Raw genomic sequence first — 14,283 nt, 5'->3', positions numbered from 1 at the left:
AATATGGCAAACCTAACAAAAAAACAAAAACAGGTCTTCGATTTTATAAATACATACATCGCTGAAAATGGCATATCGCCAACCCTTGAAGAAATAAGGAAAAAGCTAAAGCTTAAAGCGATATCCACAATACATGAACATATTCACTATTTAAAAGAAAAAGGCTACCTCTCAAAATCTGAAAATTTATCTAGAAATATTTCACCCAAAAAAGATATAAAATATATTTTTGAAATTCCTATTTTAGGAACCATTGCCGCCGGTCAGCCAATTGAAGCCATAGAAGATAGGCAGGACACTATATCGATAGTAAACCCCAATATTAAGAATTCCAAAGATTACTATGCTCTCCGTGTCATTGGAAACAGTATGATGGATGATGGAATTTTTGAGGGAGACATCGTGGTCATAAGAAAGCAAGACGTAGCAGAAGATGGCCAAACTGTTGTAGCCATAATTGATGAAAACCAAGCCACGTTAAAAAAACTTTATCGTGAAAAAAAAGGATTCCGCCTTGAGCCGAGAAATCAAAATATGCTCCCTTTTTATAGAAAAGAAGTTGAGGTCCGAGGTGTAGTTGTCCAAATAGTAAGAAACATTAATGAAAAAACGGAAAAAGAACAAAATTATTCTCAACAAAAATTACTTAGAGTCATAGATCTATTTGCAGGAATAGGTGGTATAAGAACAGGCTTTGAAAGTATAGGGGCGAAATCAGTTTTCAGTTCGGAGTGGGATGAACCAGCGCAAAAAACTTATCGTGCAAATTTTGCCGAAATTCCGTTTGGAGATATTACCAAGTTTAAACCAGAAGAAATCTCACCTTTTGACATATTACTTGCTGGCTTCCCTTGTCAGCCATTTTCTCAAGCTGGGAAAAAACTTGGTCTTGCAGATACAAGAGGTACGTTATTTTTTGATATCGCTAAAATTCTTGAATACCACAGACCTAGAGTAGTTTTTCTAGAAAATGTTAAACGATTTAAGAGTCATGATAATGGAAGAACTTTTGAAACAATAAATAATATCCTTGAGCAACTTGGTTACGAAGTCTATTCAAAAGTTCTCAATGCAAAAGACTTTGGTGTTCCCCAAAACAGAGAACGTATATATATAATAGGATTTTTAGGAAAAACTAATTTTTCTTTTCCTGAACCTTCGGGCATAAAAACTCGCCTTGGAAATATTCTTGAAAAAAAGGTTGATCCTAAATATACGATATCCGACAAGTTGTGGGCGGGGCACCAAAGGAGAAAAAAAGAACATAGGGAAAAAGGAAACGGTTTCGGATATTCTATGTTTAATGAAAATTCAGAATACACAAGTACTATATCTGCACGATATTATAAAGATGGTTCAGAAATTCTCATTGAGCAAAAAAGTAAAAATCCTCGAAAACTCACTCCTAGAGAGGCTGCACGATTACAAGGGTTTCCTGATTCATTCAAGATACCGGTCAGCGATGCGCAAGCATATAAACAATTTGGGAATAGTGTTGCTGTGCCTGTAATTACAGCATTAGCAAAAGAAGTCTTAAAATCTCTGAATCAATTGGAGGAGAAATCTTCTAATAAATTAGGTAGAATAGATATTGAGAAAATAAAAAGAGCTAGTGTCAGTAAAGTGTTAGCTAAAAATAAAAACTTAGCATTTACCGATTAAGTTTTTCAAGTGTTTTTTCTACTCTTTCAAAGAAAAGATATGGGGCAAGCATAGTATCCTCCCCACCTCCGCCTCCTCTACCTTTTGACCAATCAGATCCAGAAAGAAAAGTATCAATGGTTATAGAATCCCACTGAATAAATTTTCTTTCAGTCCTGTTGTTAATATGTCGAACATTATAAATAATTGGCATATTAATCTTACTCGAAAAATATAGATACCATAAAATTCTTCTCGAGTCCCAGCCATATTTCCACTGCATTTGATCGGCTGGATCCCGTTCACCAACAATTGGTGTTTTTTCTTTTATCTCGATGAGTGATAGCCCTTGCTTGTATTTTAGGAATCCATCAAAATCTATAATTTTTCTTTTACTTGCTTTCCTTAATACTACATCGAGGAAATATCTTGTAGCATATATTTTTTTAAGTATATCGATGTTATATTCCAAAAAATAATCAAACTGTTCACGTTTCCTCAAAGGAAAGACGGAAGGTTCTCTACCTGAATTTTCAAAACCGCTAAGAACACAGCCGTAATCTTGCTCAATATGCTTTTCGAAAATTGCCTTACTTTTATTATAGATCCAAAAAATACAACTAGGTTTGAGTATCTTTTCTGCTCTTTTTGGAGATGTAGATGTATCTTTAACTTGAAGTTCACCATAAGTCCACTTGTCATTTGTTTCCAAATAAAACATTTCGCCAACATCTGACCAATTTGAAACAGCTTTATATACTTCTAAGTATTTCTCTGGTTTATCATAAGAAAGTGTAGTGTATATAAATTTATTTGAATCACTAGCTGATCCAGAAAGAGCTTTTGATATAAGTTGTCCTCCCTCAAGAAATTGGATGTTTTGATAGTTTTCAATAAGTTTCTCAAATTCAATTTCTGCCTTAAAACCAAGCACGCGTCTCTTAAAGTAATCATTATTATCAACTCTCGCGTCAGCTTGGGTGCTCGTAGAAGAGCACATAATTTTATGTAAACTCTCCACTACATTTTTTGGTTCTAGTTTCATATTTAGTCAGAAATAAAATAATCGATTTTTTTCTTGTATATTTTTGCAAATTCTTTCAACTGCAAAACATCAAAACGTCTTTGTCCCGATTCTATCTTAGAAACATAAGACTGAGTTTTACCAAGTTTTTCTGCAACCTCAACCTGCCCAAAACCAGCCTTAAGTCGCGCCTTTTTCAAGCGTTCAACAATTTCGTTATGGTCTTTTGTATAAATTGCTCTTGGCATATACACATCATAATATTCCATTGTGTATTATTCCAAATTGCCATATAACAGAATGCGAAACACTATCCCCACCCTTCAAAGTCGAAAATTATCTCAAACTTAAACGACGAACCAAAAATTACCCTTTAAACCCTCTTTTGTTCTTGTAATTTACGAACAAAATACTTTCCCTTTTCGGTGAATTCTATTTTACTTGAGTTGTTATTATCCTTTTTTATGAGATTCATAGAATCAAGGCGTGCATACAAATCGTGCGAGATGTACTTACCATATTGTGAAATTGCTGCCATTTTTAATGGATCAGTCGTAAAGTGTCCTGATTTTCCATAAATAGTACTAACCCCAACCTGAATCGCACGAACATCTTCCTCGTCAATTCTCAAAAATTCAGACTCCCATTTTTCTTCTTGAGTCTGAGATTTCTGAATGGAATCCTTTGCAGTCTTCTGTTTTATTTTTTCTTCCGCTTCTGTTTTTAAAAAGAAAGTCTTTTCTTCTTCATACGTAATCTTCTTGGCGTCATAAACGCGCTTCCTTTTATAGTAATTTTCCACTTCAATTTCATGTGCCCATGCATTAAATCTAGGTAAATATTTTACCGCCCAAAAAGTAAGTAATATTGGTACTCCTGCATGCCATATGATGTTTGTAAAAAATTCTAAAACCCGATAAAGAATAATCTCCTCAGTAGCATAAAAGTGTACCCCGAAATTGGTTAACACATACTCAACTCTAGGCGCCTCAAAAAGAGAGGCGTCCTCAAAAAATAAAGTGAAAAATGTTTTCCAATTCCAAACAACAACAAAAACAAAATAAGTAAAATACAGGGAACTATTAGTTTTCTCTTTAAACCAATCAACAGATGATTTTATAAAATCATTCATAACTGGGGGACTAGGAATCGAACCTAGATACTGAGCTTCAAAGGCTCATGTCCTACCGTTAGACGATCCCCCAATAAATACAGCTGTTAGCTTTTAGGGATTAGCTTATTAGCAAAGCCTAAAGCCCTTAACTAACTTCGGTCATTTTGCCCGACAATCTTAATCAGAGCAAGTTCTAAAGGAAGTTCTGGGATGTAAGAATAGTCGAGAAGCTGGTATGCGGTGAGAAGTTCTATTAAAACCGCCGAGGTGATATTCTTGCCATTTTCTTTAATGAGAGTGTTCAAAAACTTCTTTTCGTCCTCGTCAAAATCTGAAAGTAAACTTTCTGCTCCCGCTGGTGCATATTTCAAAAGTAGCCCTGCGCGCAATTGTCGCAAGACGAGTTTGGCATATACCTTCATGTCGCGATTCTCTTTTCCTGTATTCCCCACCGCAGAAAGCCCGCGTTCCAAATCGTGCGTTGCAATCGCCAAAATAAAATCACGCACGAGTTCTGTCGCTGGCGCACCGGTGATGTTCTCTACCTCCGTGCGAGTAATTTCCTTCCCTTTTGAAAGTCCGATCACTTTTTGCAAAATCCCCTGCGTGTCACGGAACGAACCTTCGCCCAAAAGAGCGATAAGCTCCCCCGCTGATTTCTCTATTTTGTATCCTTCAGATTTAACAATTTTTTCTATCACCCCGCGCAACGTTTCAAGAGATGGTTTTTTAAATTGGAAAACCTGACAACGCGACACAACCGTCTCTGGTAATTTTTCAATTTCAGTCGTCGCTAAAATGAAGATTACATATTTTGGAGGTTCTTCAAGAGTTTTCAAAAGCGCGTTAAAAGCTTCTTTGGTGAGCATATGAACCTCGTCGATAATATAAACTTTGTACTTTGAATCGAAAGGTAGAGACTGCACCGATTCTTTCAATGCGCGGACATCATCGATTCCACGGTTTGATGCGGCATCTATTTCGTATAGGTCATTGTCCGACGTGCCGAGTTCGCGAGCAAGAATGCGCGCGATTGAAGTTTTGCCCGTTCCGCGAGAACCGGCAAAAAGATATGCATGAACTATGCTTTCAGACGAAAGCGAATTCTCAATAACAGAAACAACGTGCTCTTGTCCTAAAACGTCCGCGAATTTCTGCGGACGATATTTGCGATAGAACGCAACATTTTCCATTGCTTTATTTTCGTTTGAATTTTTCATTCTCGTAAAAATGATTATATCAGTTCAGCTCGCCAAATGAAAAAGGCCCGCTCCCCGTCGATTGACGATTTGCGGACCTGTTAATCGGCCGTGGCCGACTTACTGCTTTTGGTGCTTTGCCGGCGACTCTTTCGGGTCGACGACGATTTCTTCTTCGGCGGAAGTGGCCTTGGGATCATTTGCGGCGACCCCTGTTCCCCCCGACATCGGCTGTGCTTGCGTGCCCTGTCCCGCAAAGTAATTCGCGCGTCGGGCTGCAAAACTGCGTGATGAACCTGAACCTTGTTGATGCATCGGTGCTTCTCCTCTTCTGGTTGAACGGCAGGGCACATACTAACTAAAAACGTTTCTGTGCGCAAGCCGTTGAACTAGGCCGATTGGCCGTCTACAGGTGCCGATCAACTTGCCGATTGGCCCGTGATTTCCATCGAAGCGTGCCCTGGCACCATGCCGGACTTGCCCTGGAAACGCAACTTCAACTGCTTCGCCTTGTTGTTGGCTTCGCCAGTGCGGTGGTTGATGACCTTCGCCTTCACCGCATCGGGAATCGACAGCAGAGCCCAGCCCTGGACCACTTCGACAAGCTCGTGCGTTTCGAGAGCGCGAACGCGAATGGTTCCATTCAGACAGTTTTCCACCGCCTTCCTGGTCGAGACAGCCCGGGTGATGTTCTTTTTCCCCGGAATCTTGTTGCGCTCGATTTCGACGAAGCCGTCTTTGCCGAGGCCACCGAGGACATTTCCTTCGCTCCAGAGAGTGACAAGGAAATCATCACCCAACTGCGGGTGAATCAGGCGACGCCACTCGTGCGACTTCAGATACGCCTCGATCTTCTTCTCGAGATCGAAAACCAGCGTCGATGACACCGTTACTATTGTGCGATTTTGCATCACTATCCTTCTTGTGTTTTACGGGAACATTCCCGGGAAAATGCTACCACAAGATATCAAAACTGTAAACAAAAGCCCCAACTCCGTCAGCCGATTAGATCGACAAACAAAATTGGGGCCTCAACGCAAGGCAGGAGCGTTGTAGAAAACTCTCGCCCTAAAATGCGGTGGTAGAGTCCTTTGGGGATACTCTTCAATCCGCACAAATTCAAGTTCTCGAATTGGTCTGTCCGAATTCACTACATGGGCAAGCCATCCGGTTGTTTCTCTCCATGCTGGACCACTATTCAAAAATGGTGGTCCGTGCGGAAAAAATTTGAGAGCTAGCTCTTTATCCTCCGGTAAAAAGCGGATTACCTCAAACACTTCTTGAAAAGATGATTTGGCCACTTCTCTCCGCCTGAAGCGACACAAGACAACATCCACGTCGTCGTGGATACCATACTGTGACTTGATGACTGTAGCGACAGCCACACAGCAAGCTGGTTTCACTAAACGACACTCGAGTTTTGCAAAGAACTTTACATCAAGTGACGTGCTCATACGTCTCTCCTTTCTTTTTATACGTTTTGTACTGCTCCTTTAATTCTATTCCTTCAAAAATTTATTACAACGTTTCTACGCACCCCTACCACCTAGAAACTTCTTCACAAGTTCCTCAACTTCTTTGGCTGTTTTTGTTTCCATCAACTCAACTCGGAGCTCTTTTGCTCCATCAAATCCGTGAACATACGCTTTGTAGTGCTTTTTCATCACGGCAAAATTTTTCTCGTTTTTAAATAATTCCTCAAAAAGTTTCGTATGTTCAACCATTATTTCCAATCTCTCTTTTATTGATACTTCTCTCTTGTCGCTACCAAAAAGAAATGGATTGCCAAAAATCGCTCGTCCAAGCATCACCCCATCAACGCTAGTTTCTTCTACTTTTCTTTTCGCATCGGCAATATCTCTAACGTCGCCATTACCAAGAATTAAAGTATCGCTCTTTAGTTCGTTGCGAATCTCCACCGCCCGCGCAACCATTTCCCATCGTGCTGGAAAATCCGACAGTTCTTTTCTGTTGCGAGCATGCACGGTTATCGCGACTGGTTTAGTCTCAAGTAGAGCCGGGAGCCATTCTTCTAGAATATCTTTGTTATACCCAAGGCGTGTTTTGACAGATACTGGCATATCCCCTGCGCCTTCTTTCGCGGCGAGGATAATTTCTTGCGCGAGTTTTGGATTCTTCATAAGCGAAGCACCCGCGCCTTGTTTTTCTATCGTCCTATCTGGACAACCCATGTTTATGTCGAGTCCATCAAAGCCCAATTCTTTAATTAGTTTTGCGGCTTCGCGAACATTGTCTGGTTTAGAAGAAAAAATTTGCGCAATAATCGGACGTTCCGCTTCTGTGTATGACAAATCAATCAAAAGCTTCTCTCGCCCTTTTGGATTACACAAACCATCAGCGGAAACAAACTCTGTCCAAAAAACATCTGGTTTGCCATACTTTGCGATGATACGACGAAAAGCCGCGTCGGTGACATCGGCCATTGGTGCCAAAACAAAAAATGGCTTATTCAACTTTCCCCAAAATCCTTTCATTTGCCCGATATTAGCATAAGTTGTTTTTTTCTGTCGGATACAAAAAAGGGGCGCCGAAGCGCCCCTTTGTAATCTGCGGACTAAATCCGCGCGTGCGCCATCCTGTTTTTGATGTGCGCAATTTTCATCCCCGCCCGAGCCCTTCTCTTTCTCCGTCCGACATCACGCCTGTACTTCATTATTTCGATGGACAAATCGTTGAAGAAATCGAGTACGAAGTGGAAGTCGTGATGCGAGTAAGTTTTCCTCGGAAATCTGCTCATGAACTCGGCAACCCGAGCTACGAGCGATACCCTTTGACGAACACCGTTCACTGCGTTTTTCGAGTGAACATGCCTCATCAAAATATAGAGCGCCTGCCCTTCGTCGGTTGTGCCTTCCCGCGAAAACAAAGCGGCGTTCCAGGGGTACGCTGCGTTCTGGTACCACTCAAGAAGTCGTTTGAGGTCGTTCTTGCCGACAAAGCTACGCTTGTGCTGTATCGCCTCAACAACGGCGACCGAAAGCGTGTAAGCAAGCCCAATCGGAAAACGAAAAGCCGTACTATTATTCATGGGAACCCTCCAGATAAATTGTGCCTACCGACAAGCTACAACAATATTGCAAAAATTAAAAGAGGTGAGAATTTAACCTAATCGTCAAATTTATAGAAGACCTTGTTCCCAAAACGCACGTCTATATATAGAAGCTGGTTTGGTTTTGCTTTTAATTCGTCAAAAAGCGGAGCCGAGGTAACAGCTAGACGAATGTTGTCGGCAGATTTATCAAAATCATTTTTTGAATTAAAAAGAATTTTTCCTCCATTACTGAGAACGAACTCGTAATCTCCATCTTTCAAAGACACAACTGCCTTCAGACTAAAACCAATACTTGAAACAGCGCTCCTGAAATCCATAATTCTTACAAATTCATCTGGAGAAAAAACTCTTGCTCCTATCGGTTCGGTTGTTGAGGCAAGTTCACCATAAATCCTAAAGAAAACATTTGGGGAAAAATCTGGAGACTTAATGAAGATATAACCATCCTTATCCATAAAATAACACTCCTCGTGGGTAGAAACATCTCTCCTGTTTTCCTTGCCACACCAAACATATTTCGGAGAACGTTCCGCGACAGTGATAACCAAAATATTTCCTCTATCAAGCGCCGGATACACTGCCTCGATTCGACTAAACTTACTTAGCAAATCATTCTTAAGTCTCTCTTTGGGGTAAAAGAAAACATTATTCTTTGGTATAAGAAAAAAATATTTACCAGAAATCAGAGTATTTACCGCCTCCGCCACCTCACCCTCTGGCACGATATTTGTGCCGAAGATAACAACCTTTTCAACGCGAAGCGGAGAAAAATTCATTACATAAGAAAAAATACCGAAAAACACCAAAAACGATACGAGCGTTATTGATACTTTTTTTATTAACACCTTGCGCCGACGATCCCGGGCTGTGGGTGCTTTTTTTTGAACCGGAAGCCCAAAGTCCATAGAGATTGAAGTTTAGCGATTAATATTGTCGATAACGTCTTTACCAAAAAACGGACGTAGCGCTTCTGGAACAGTGATTGAACCGTCTTCGTTTTGGAAGTTCTCAATAATAGAGACTAGAATTCTTGGCGTTGGGATTGCCGTGCTATTTAACGAGTGGGCGAAGCGGAGTTTTCCATCATCACCCTTGTAGCGAATATTCATTCTTCTTGTTTGGAAATCGTGGAAATAAGAAGCAGAGCTTATCTCGCGGTATTTATTTTCTCCCGGCACCCAAAGCTCAATATCATATTTTTTTACTTGCCCAAGACCCAAGTCACCGCCACAATTGGCGACAGTATGATATGGAATGTTCAACGACTCAATAAACTCTTCTGTATTTCGATTGAGCCACTCGTGCCACTTTGCAGATTCTTCGTGACTAGCTTCACATAAAACAACTTGTTCCCATTTATAAAATTCATGAACTCGAATAAGACCTTTTGTATCTTTCCCGTGACTTCCTGCTTCCCTACGAAAGCATGGTGAAAATCCTAAATATTTTTTTGGGAATTCTTCTTTGTCGATAATTTCATCCATGTGATACCCCATAACACCGACCTCTGCTGTTCCCGCCAAAAAATCTCCATCTTGTGTTTTATACAAATCTTCTTCCCCCTGTGGAATATATCCTGTTCCAAGAAAAACTTCTCGGCGAACAAGTGACGGCGCAATAATCGGCATAAAGCCACGACTCAAGAAAAACTTTTGCGCATACTGCCAAACTGCAAAAGCTAAAAGCGCGCCATCACCTTTCAAAAAGTATCCACGGAAACCGGCGACCTTAACACCTCTCTCAAAATCAACCATTCCATTTTGTTGCATGAGGTCTATGTGATTTCTTGGTTCAAATTTGAATTCTGGAATATTCCCCCATTTCTTGACCTCCATATTGTCTTCATCACTCAAACCATCTGGAACGGACATATCTGGAACATTTGGAACCTGAAGCATAAGCGCCTGCCATGTGGACATTATCTCCTTCAACTCCTCCTCTCTTTGCTTGAGCTGTTCTTTCAAAAGCTTCATCTCGGAAACCAACCTTTCGCGCGTAACAGGATCGGCCCCTCTCGCGACCTCATCGCTTGCTCTGTTTTGTTCAGCACGCAAACCCTCAACGGCCAAAAGCGCTGAAAGTCTTTTTTCTTCAATAGCTAATAACTCATCAACATTAAAATTGATAAGTTTTTTTCGAGAAGCTTCCCTGATTAGATCGGGGTTTTCTTTAATGAATTTAATATCTAGCATGAAAATAGCTTTTAGCTTCTAGGTATTAGCTTTTAGGTAAATACAAAAACCGAAAACTTAAATTCAGTATAATCCCCGTCATACTTTCGGGCAAGATAAGACTAGTGATATTATTTAAAAATGCAGACAGTAAGAAAACTTTTACCAAACGAATTCCCAGAGGCTTTACTTGAGATTCCCCAGCCTCCCAAACATCTATATATAGAAGGATCTCTTCCAGACTACTCAAAAACATTTCTGACTGTCATTGGTTCGCGGAAATATACTTCTTATGGAAGAGAAGCTTGTGAGCGTCTTATTGATGGACTGCGTGGCTATCCTATTGTTATTGTTTCCGGTCTCGCCCTCGGCATTGATGCTATTGCCCACCGCTCAGCGCTCAACGCGAAACTGCAAACAATTTCTTTCCCTGGCTCTGGGCTTTCACGAAAAGTTTTGTACCCTGCGACAAACGCGCGCCTTGCTGATGAGATTGTAGAGAGTGGTGGAGCATTAATTTCTGAGTACGAACCAGACTTCCGAGCAACCACTTGGTCTTTTCCACAAAGGAATCGTCTGATGGCTGGCATTTCAAAAGCAACTCTTGTCATCGAGACACCAGAAAAATCTGGTTCACTTATCACAGCGCGACTTGCTCTCGACTACAACAAAGAAGTTTACTCCGTTCCGGGAAGTATTTTTTCTTCGTCTTCAAAAGGGACAAATCGTTTAATCAAAGAAGGAGCAACACCAATCACCGAAAGTTCTGATTTACTTTCGGCGCTTGGTTTTTCTGTAGAAAGAAATATTTCGCAAAATAATTCCCTACTTCTAGATTGCTCTTCAGACGAAAGAAATATTCTAGAAATACTTAACGAACCTCTCTCACGCGATGAGCTAGTCAAAAAAGCAGAGCTTCCCGTCCACCAACTCAATTCAGTACTTTCTCTACTTGAAATTAAAGGCTTGATTTCGGAACAATTTGGAGAAATCCACAGGATAATCTAAAACGCTTGCGTTATTGTTGTTTTTCTTTGCTATACTGATTGAGTTATGATGAAAATAAGAAAAAGCGAGAGCGGCTTTACGCTCGTAGAATTATTAGTTGTGATCGCAATTATTGGAATTTTGTCGAGTATCGTTTTGGCAAGTTTAAACTCAGCTCGCGCCAAGGCACGTGACGCAAAGCGCGTTGGTGACTTAGGTAGCATTAGAACTGCGCTTGTTCTTTATTACGATACAAACAAACAATACCCAACAGCCCTTTCAGGACTCGTATCGGGTGGTTTCTTAGCAAATGTTCCAGTCGACCCATCAAGTACATCGACCTCTACACCAACACAGTATCTATATGCTGGTTTGGGAGCAGGTTCAACTTGTGATAGCTACCACTTAGGAGCTACACTCGAAGGAACAAACGATGCTTTGTCGAGTGACGCAGATGCAACAGCGGGAACTGCTTGTACAGGAAGCGGTGCTGACTTCAGCGGTGCTGACACACCTACGTTGATCGTAGACTACAAGCCATAATTTTTTATGGTTTGAAACAAAAAAACTCGCCTCGCGCGAGTTTTTTTGTTATTTAACCGATTTCTTCGTGCTCTCATTTCTGTTTTTTAAAACATTGCGCAGGCCGACCGGGCCGAGCATAACAAAAACTTAGCAAAGTTTTATGTGTGTTTTTAAAAACAGAAATAACCCTAAATTTGCAAAAATAAATTTAATGTTGTACAAGTTATGGCAATGACAAAACTTCTTATAGTTGAATCACCCGCCAAATCGAAAACAATTTCCAAATATGTGGGAAAGGAATTCGTTGTTATGGCGAGCGTTGGCCATGTTCGCGATTTGCCAAAGAGTAATAAAACCGCCATTGATATTGAAGGCGGGTTTGTTCCACGTTATGAAATTTCTAAAGGAAAAGAAAAGGTTGTCGCAGAACTTCAAGAAGAGGCTAAAAAATCAACTGAAATAATTCTCGCATCCGACCCGGATCGTGAAGGAGAAGCTATCGCGTGGCACGTGAAGGAAATATTACTTCCATCTCTAAAGAAAAAAATTCCAATTAAAAGAATCGTCTTCAACGAGATTACCGAAAGTGCTGTGAAGGAGGCGCTTAAGCACCCACGTGATATTGATACTGATTTACGAAAGGCTCAAGAAGCACGTCGAGTTTTGGACAGACTTTTCGGATACGATCTCTCTGGTCTTATTTGGAAAAAAGTTCGTTACGGTCTTTCGGCTGGACGCGTGCAATCACCAGCACTACGAATCGTGATTGAGCGAGAGCGTGAAATCCGTGCTTTTATCCCTGAGCAATATTGGGTTATAAGAGCTGAAACAAAAACAAAAAAGAAATCTCCACTTCTGCTTACTTGCGTCGAAGAACCGCGCGACGAAAAGGAAGTTAAAAAAATTCTTACCTTAGGTAAGAAAGGTGAATGGTTTGTTAAAAAACTTGATGAAAGCGAAACTTCGCGAGCTCCTCGCCCACCATTCATCACTTCGACTCTTCAGCAGGCCGCAAGTTCACGTCTTGGTCTTGCTCCATCAAGAACGATGTCGCTCGCACAACGCCTATATGAAGCTGGACATATTACCTACATGCGTACAGATAGCCCAAACCTCTCCAAGGAAGCGCAGGAGCAAATCATTACTATGGTTGGTAAAAGATTTGGAGAAAAATATGTTGTACCTCGTGTTTTTAAGACTAAGAGTAAAAGCGCCCAAGAGGCACACGAGGCAATCCGTCCAACAAACGCTTCGTTTGAAGAACGTGGCTCAAACGATGCTGAGAAAAAGCTTTATCGCTTAATTTGGCAACGCACTGTCGCATCTCAAATGGCCGACGCAACAATGTTGCGTACAAAAATAACAGCAAACATAAAGGATGGTGAGATTCCAGACTTCACTGCGACTGGTCACAGAATCCTATTTTTAGGTTGGCTAGAGGCAGACAAAGATTCACGGGAAGATGATGTTGAATTACCTTTGACTGAAGTTGGCGAAACATTAACACTTGTTTCACTTGAAGAAGAAGGAAAGCAAACTGAACCACCAAATCGCTACACAGAAGCTGGTCTTATTAAAGAACTTGAAAAACGCGGTATCGGCCGGCCTTCAACTTATGCTGCGATTATAAAAACAATTTTGGAGCGTGAGTACGTGGAAAAAGAAGGGCGCTCTCTTCGTGGTACAGATGTTGGCGAGGTTGTTAGTAGTTTCCTTGAGCAAAATTTTGAAAATTATATTAGCGACTCGTTTACCGCCGAAATGGAAGATAAGCTCGACCAAATCGCCGAAGGCAAAAGAGACTATGAAAAAACTTTGCGCGATTTCTACAAGCCTTTCTCTAAAGACGTTAAATCAAAAGACAAAATCGCCAAGCTAACAAACCTCGGCGAAGCTGATGAAAATATCCGCTGTCCAAAATGTGACAGCTCGATGGTCATCAAACTAAGCCGCAGTGGCAAATTCCTTTCTTGTTCCAAATTTCCCGATTGTGTCGGTGCAAGAAAACTAGACGGAACAGAACTAGAAGGACCAAAAGAAACTGGCGAGGATTGCCCTTTGTGTCTAAAAGGAAAATTGATTGAACGCGAAGGGCGTTATGGAAAATTTATTGCCTGTGCAAACTATCCTAAATGTAAGTTTATTAAAAAGAGTGCCGAGGAGGAGGCCAAAGGTAAAACTGGTGTTACCTGCCCTGCTTGTAAGAAAGGTGAAATGGTTGAAAGGCGTGGGCGCTTTGGTGTTTTCTTTTCCTGCTCAGATTATCCTTCTTGTAAAAACGCTATCAAGGCGCGCCCAACTGGAAAACTTTGTAAACTTTGCGACTCCCTCATGATGGAGGGCACAAAGACCATCCCCGAACGCTGTTCTAGTAAAGTTTGTCCAAATCACAATCCACATAAAATCGGTAAGAAAAAAATCGAGTAAATAGCCTCTTTTATCTAAACCCCAATTTTTCCTTTTTAAAAACATTACGGAGCGCGACGAGCGCGAGTATAGAAAAATTCAGCAGAATTTTATCGTGTTTTTAAAAAGGGAAAGTAAAAATA

Annotated in this window: 15 protein-coding genes, 1 tRNA gene and 1 pseudogene; 6 read left to right on the top strand and 11 right to left on the bottom strand. The window is 40.9% G+C overall.

Annotated elements, in window-relative coordinates; translation table 11 throughout:
* The first annotated feature begins 3 nt into the window (after positions 1-3).
* Positions 4-588, top strand: a pseudogene (lexA, locus tag WC724_00705) (transcriptional repressor LexA).
* 9 nt (positions 589-597) lie between these two features.
* Positions 598-1,662 carry a DNA cytosine methyltransferase gene (locus WC724_00700; GenBank protein MFA6077518.1) on the top strand — a complete coding sequence of 355 codons (1,065 nt, stop codon included), beginning with the start codon at positions 598-600 and terminating at the stop codon, positions 1,660-1,662.
* Here WC724_00700 and WC724_00695 read toward each other — a convergent pair.
* The 9 genes from WC724_00695 to WC724_00655 all read right to left on the bottom strand — a co-directional run bounded on the left by WC724_00695 (position 1,652) and on the right by WC724_00655 (position 7,473).
* Positions 1,652-2,686, bottom strand: a complete 1,035-nt coding sequence (locus tag WC724_00695) for a hypothetical protein (GenBank protein ID MFA6077517.1) — start codon at positions 2,684-2,686, stop codon at positions 1,652-1,654. The two genes, WC724_00700 and WC724_00695, sit on opposite strands and share 11 nt — an antisense overlap.
* Positions 2,687-2,688: 2 nt before the next feature.
* Positions 2,689-2,934, bottom strand: coding sequence for a helix-turn-helix transcriptional regulator (locus WC724_00690; GenBank protein MFA6077516.1), 246 nt, complete (start codon positions 2,932-2,934; stop codon positions 2,689-2,691).
* A 104-nt stretch (positions 2,935-3,038) separates the two neighbouring features.
* Positions 3,039-3,797, bottom strand: coding sequence for a hypothetical protein (locus tag WC724_00685; protein MFA6077515.1), 759 nt, complete (start codon positions 3,795-3,797; stop codon positions 3,039-3,041).
* Positions 3,798-3,799: 2 nt separating this feature from the next.
* Positions 3,800-3,870, bottom strand: a tRNA-Gln gene (locus tag WC724_00680).
* Between the two features lie 58 nt (positions 3,871-3,928).
* Positions 3,929-4,999 carry a DNA polymerase III subunit gamma/tau gene (gene dnaX, locus WC724_00675; GenBank protein ID MFA6077514.1) on the bottom strand — a complete coding sequence of 357 codons (1,071 nt, stop codon included), beginning with the start codon at positions 4,997-4,999 and terminating at the stop codon, positions 3,929-3,931.
* A gap of 99 nt (positions 5,000-5,098) precedes the next feature.
* Entirely contained in the window at positions 5,099-5,293 is a 195-nt protein-coding gene (locus tag WC724_00670; protein ID MFA6077513.1) for a hypothetical protein, read from the bottom strand.
* Positions 5,294-5,397: 104 nt separating this feature from the next.
* Positions 5,398-5,889: a hypothetical protein gene (locus tag WC724_00665; protein MFA6077512.1), complete on the bottom strand. Its 492-nt coding sequence runs from the start codon at positions 5,887-5,889 to the stop codon at positions 5,398-5,400.
* Between the two features lie 120 nt (positions 5,890-6,009).
* Complete coding sequence (locus WC724_00660; protein ID MFA6077511.1) at positions 6,010-6,432, bottom strand: hypothetical protein; 423 nt, start codon at positions 6,430-6,432, stop codon at positions 6,010-6,012.
* Positions 6,433-6,507: 75 nt separating this feature from the next.
* Complete coding sequence (locus WC724_00655) at positions 6,508-7,473, bottom strand: tRNA-dihydrouridine synthase (GenBank protein MFA6077510.1); 966 nt, start codon at positions 7,471-7,473, stop codon at positions 6,508-6,510.
* A gap of 20 nt (positions 7,474-7,493) precedes the next feature.
* On the opposite strand from WC724_00655, the gene WC724_00650 reads away from it, so the two are divergent.
* Positions 7,494-8,108 carry a hypothetical protein gene (locus WC724_00650; protein MFA6077509.1) on the top strand — a complete coding sequence of 205 codons (615 nt, stop codon included), beginning with the start codon at positions 7,494-7,496 and terminating at the stop codon, positions 8,106-8,108.
* Here WC724_00650 and WC724_00645 read toward each other — a convergent pair.
* Both WC724_00645 and serS read right to left on the bottom strand, forming a co-directional pair.
* Positions 8,105-8,956: a hypothetical protein gene (locus WC724_00645; protein ID MFA6077508.1), complete on the bottom strand. Its 852-nt coding sequence runs from the start codon at positions 8,954-8,956 to the stop codon at positions 8,105-8,107. The two genes, WC724_00650 and WC724_00645, sit on opposite strands and share 4 nt — an antisense overlap.
* Positions 8,957-8,968: 12 nt before the next feature.
* Positions 8,969-10,243, bottom strand: coding sequence for a serine--tRNA ligase (serS, locus tag WC724_00640; GenBank protein MFA6077507.1), 1,275 nt, complete (start codon positions 10,241-10,243; stop codon positions 8,969-8,971).
* A 120-nt stretch (positions 10,244-10,363) separates the two neighbouring features.
* Between serS and dprA the strand changes: the two genes are divergently transcribed.
* The 3 genes from dprA to topA all read left to right on the top strand — a co-directional run bounded on the left by dprA (position 10,364) and on the right by topA (position 14,161).
* Positions 10,364-11,230 carry a DNA-processing protein DprA gene (gene dprA, locus WC724_00635; GenBank protein MFA6077506.1) on the top strand — a complete coding sequence of 289 codons (867 nt, stop codon included), beginning with the start codon at positions 10,364-10,366 and terminating at the stop codon, positions 11,228-11,230.
* Positions 11,231-11,275: 45 nt separating this feature from the next.
* Positions 11,276-11,752: a prepilin-type N-terminal cleavage/methylation domain-containing protein gene (locus WC724_00630; GenBank protein ID MFA6077505.1), complete on the top strand. Its 477-nt coding sequence runs from the start codon at positions 11,276-11,278 to the stop codon at positions 11,750-11,752.
* A 213-nt stretch (positions 11,753-11,965) separates the two neighbouring features.
* Complete coding sequence (gene topA, locus WC724_00625) at positions 11,966-14,161, top strand: type I DNA topoisomerase (GenBank protein ID MFA6077504.1); 2,196 nt, start codon at positions 11,966-11,968, stop codon at positions 14,159-14,161.
* Positions 14,162-14,283: the final 122 nt, after the last annotated feature.

Source organism: Candidatus Paceibacterota bacterium (assembly GCA_041661305.1).
Classification (GTDB): Bacteria; Patescibacteriota; Minisyncoccia; order Phycocordibacterales; family VMEP01; genus VMEP01.
Note: the sequence above shows the minus strand (reverse complement) of the source record. Positions and strands in the feature narration are given on the sequence as shown.

Coding starts and splice junctions, on each gene's coding strand:
- WC724_00695 (MFA6077517.1), bottom strand. CDS start 2,686: ATGAAACTAGAACCAAAAAATGTAGTGGAGAGTTTACATAAAATTATG.
- WC724_00690 (MFA6077516.1), bottom strand. CDS start 2,934: ATGGAATATTATGATGTGTATATGCCAAGAGCAATTTATACAAAAGAC.
- WC724_00685 (MFA6077515.1), bottom strand. CDS start 3,797: ATGAATGATTTTATAAAATCATCTGTTGATTGGTTTAAAGAGAAAACT.
- dnaX (MFA6077514.1), bottom strand. CDS start 4,999: ATGAAAAATTCAAACGAAAATAAAGCAATGGAAAATGTTGCGTTCTAT.
- WC724_00670 (MFA6077513.1), bottom strand. CDS start 5,293: ATGCATCAACAAGGTTCAGGTTCATCACGCAGTTTTGCAGCCCGACGC.
- WC724_00665 (MFA6077512.1), bottom strand. CDS start 5,889: ATGCAAAATCGCACAATAGTAACGGTGTCATCGACGCTGGTTTTCGAT.
- WC724_00660 (MFA6077511.1), bottom strand. CDS start 6,432: ATGAGCACGTCACTTGATGTAAAGTTCTTTGCAAAACTCGAGTGTCGT.
- WC724_00655 (MFA6077510.1), bottom strand. CDS start 7,473: ATGAAAGGATTTTGGGGAAAGTTGAATAAGCCATTTTTTGTTTTGGCA.
- WC724_00645 (MFA6077508.1), bottom strand. CDS start 8,956: ATGGACTTTGGGCTTCCGGTTCAAAAAAAAGCACCCACAGCCCGGGAT.
- serS (MFA6077507.1), bottom strand. CDS start 10,243: ATGCTAGATATTAAATTCATTAAAGAAAACCCCGATCTAATCAGGGAA.
- dprA (MFA6077506.1), top strand. CDS start 10,364: ATGCAGACAGTAAGAAAACTTTTACCAAACGAATTCCCAGAGGCTTTA.
- WC724_00630 (MFA6077505.1), top strand. CDS start 11,276: ATGATGAAAATAAGAAAAAGCGAGAGCGGCTTTACGCTCGTAGAATTA.
- topA (MFA6077504.1), top strand. CDS start 11,966: ATGACAAAACTTCTTATAGTTGAATCACCCGCCAAATCGAAAACAATT.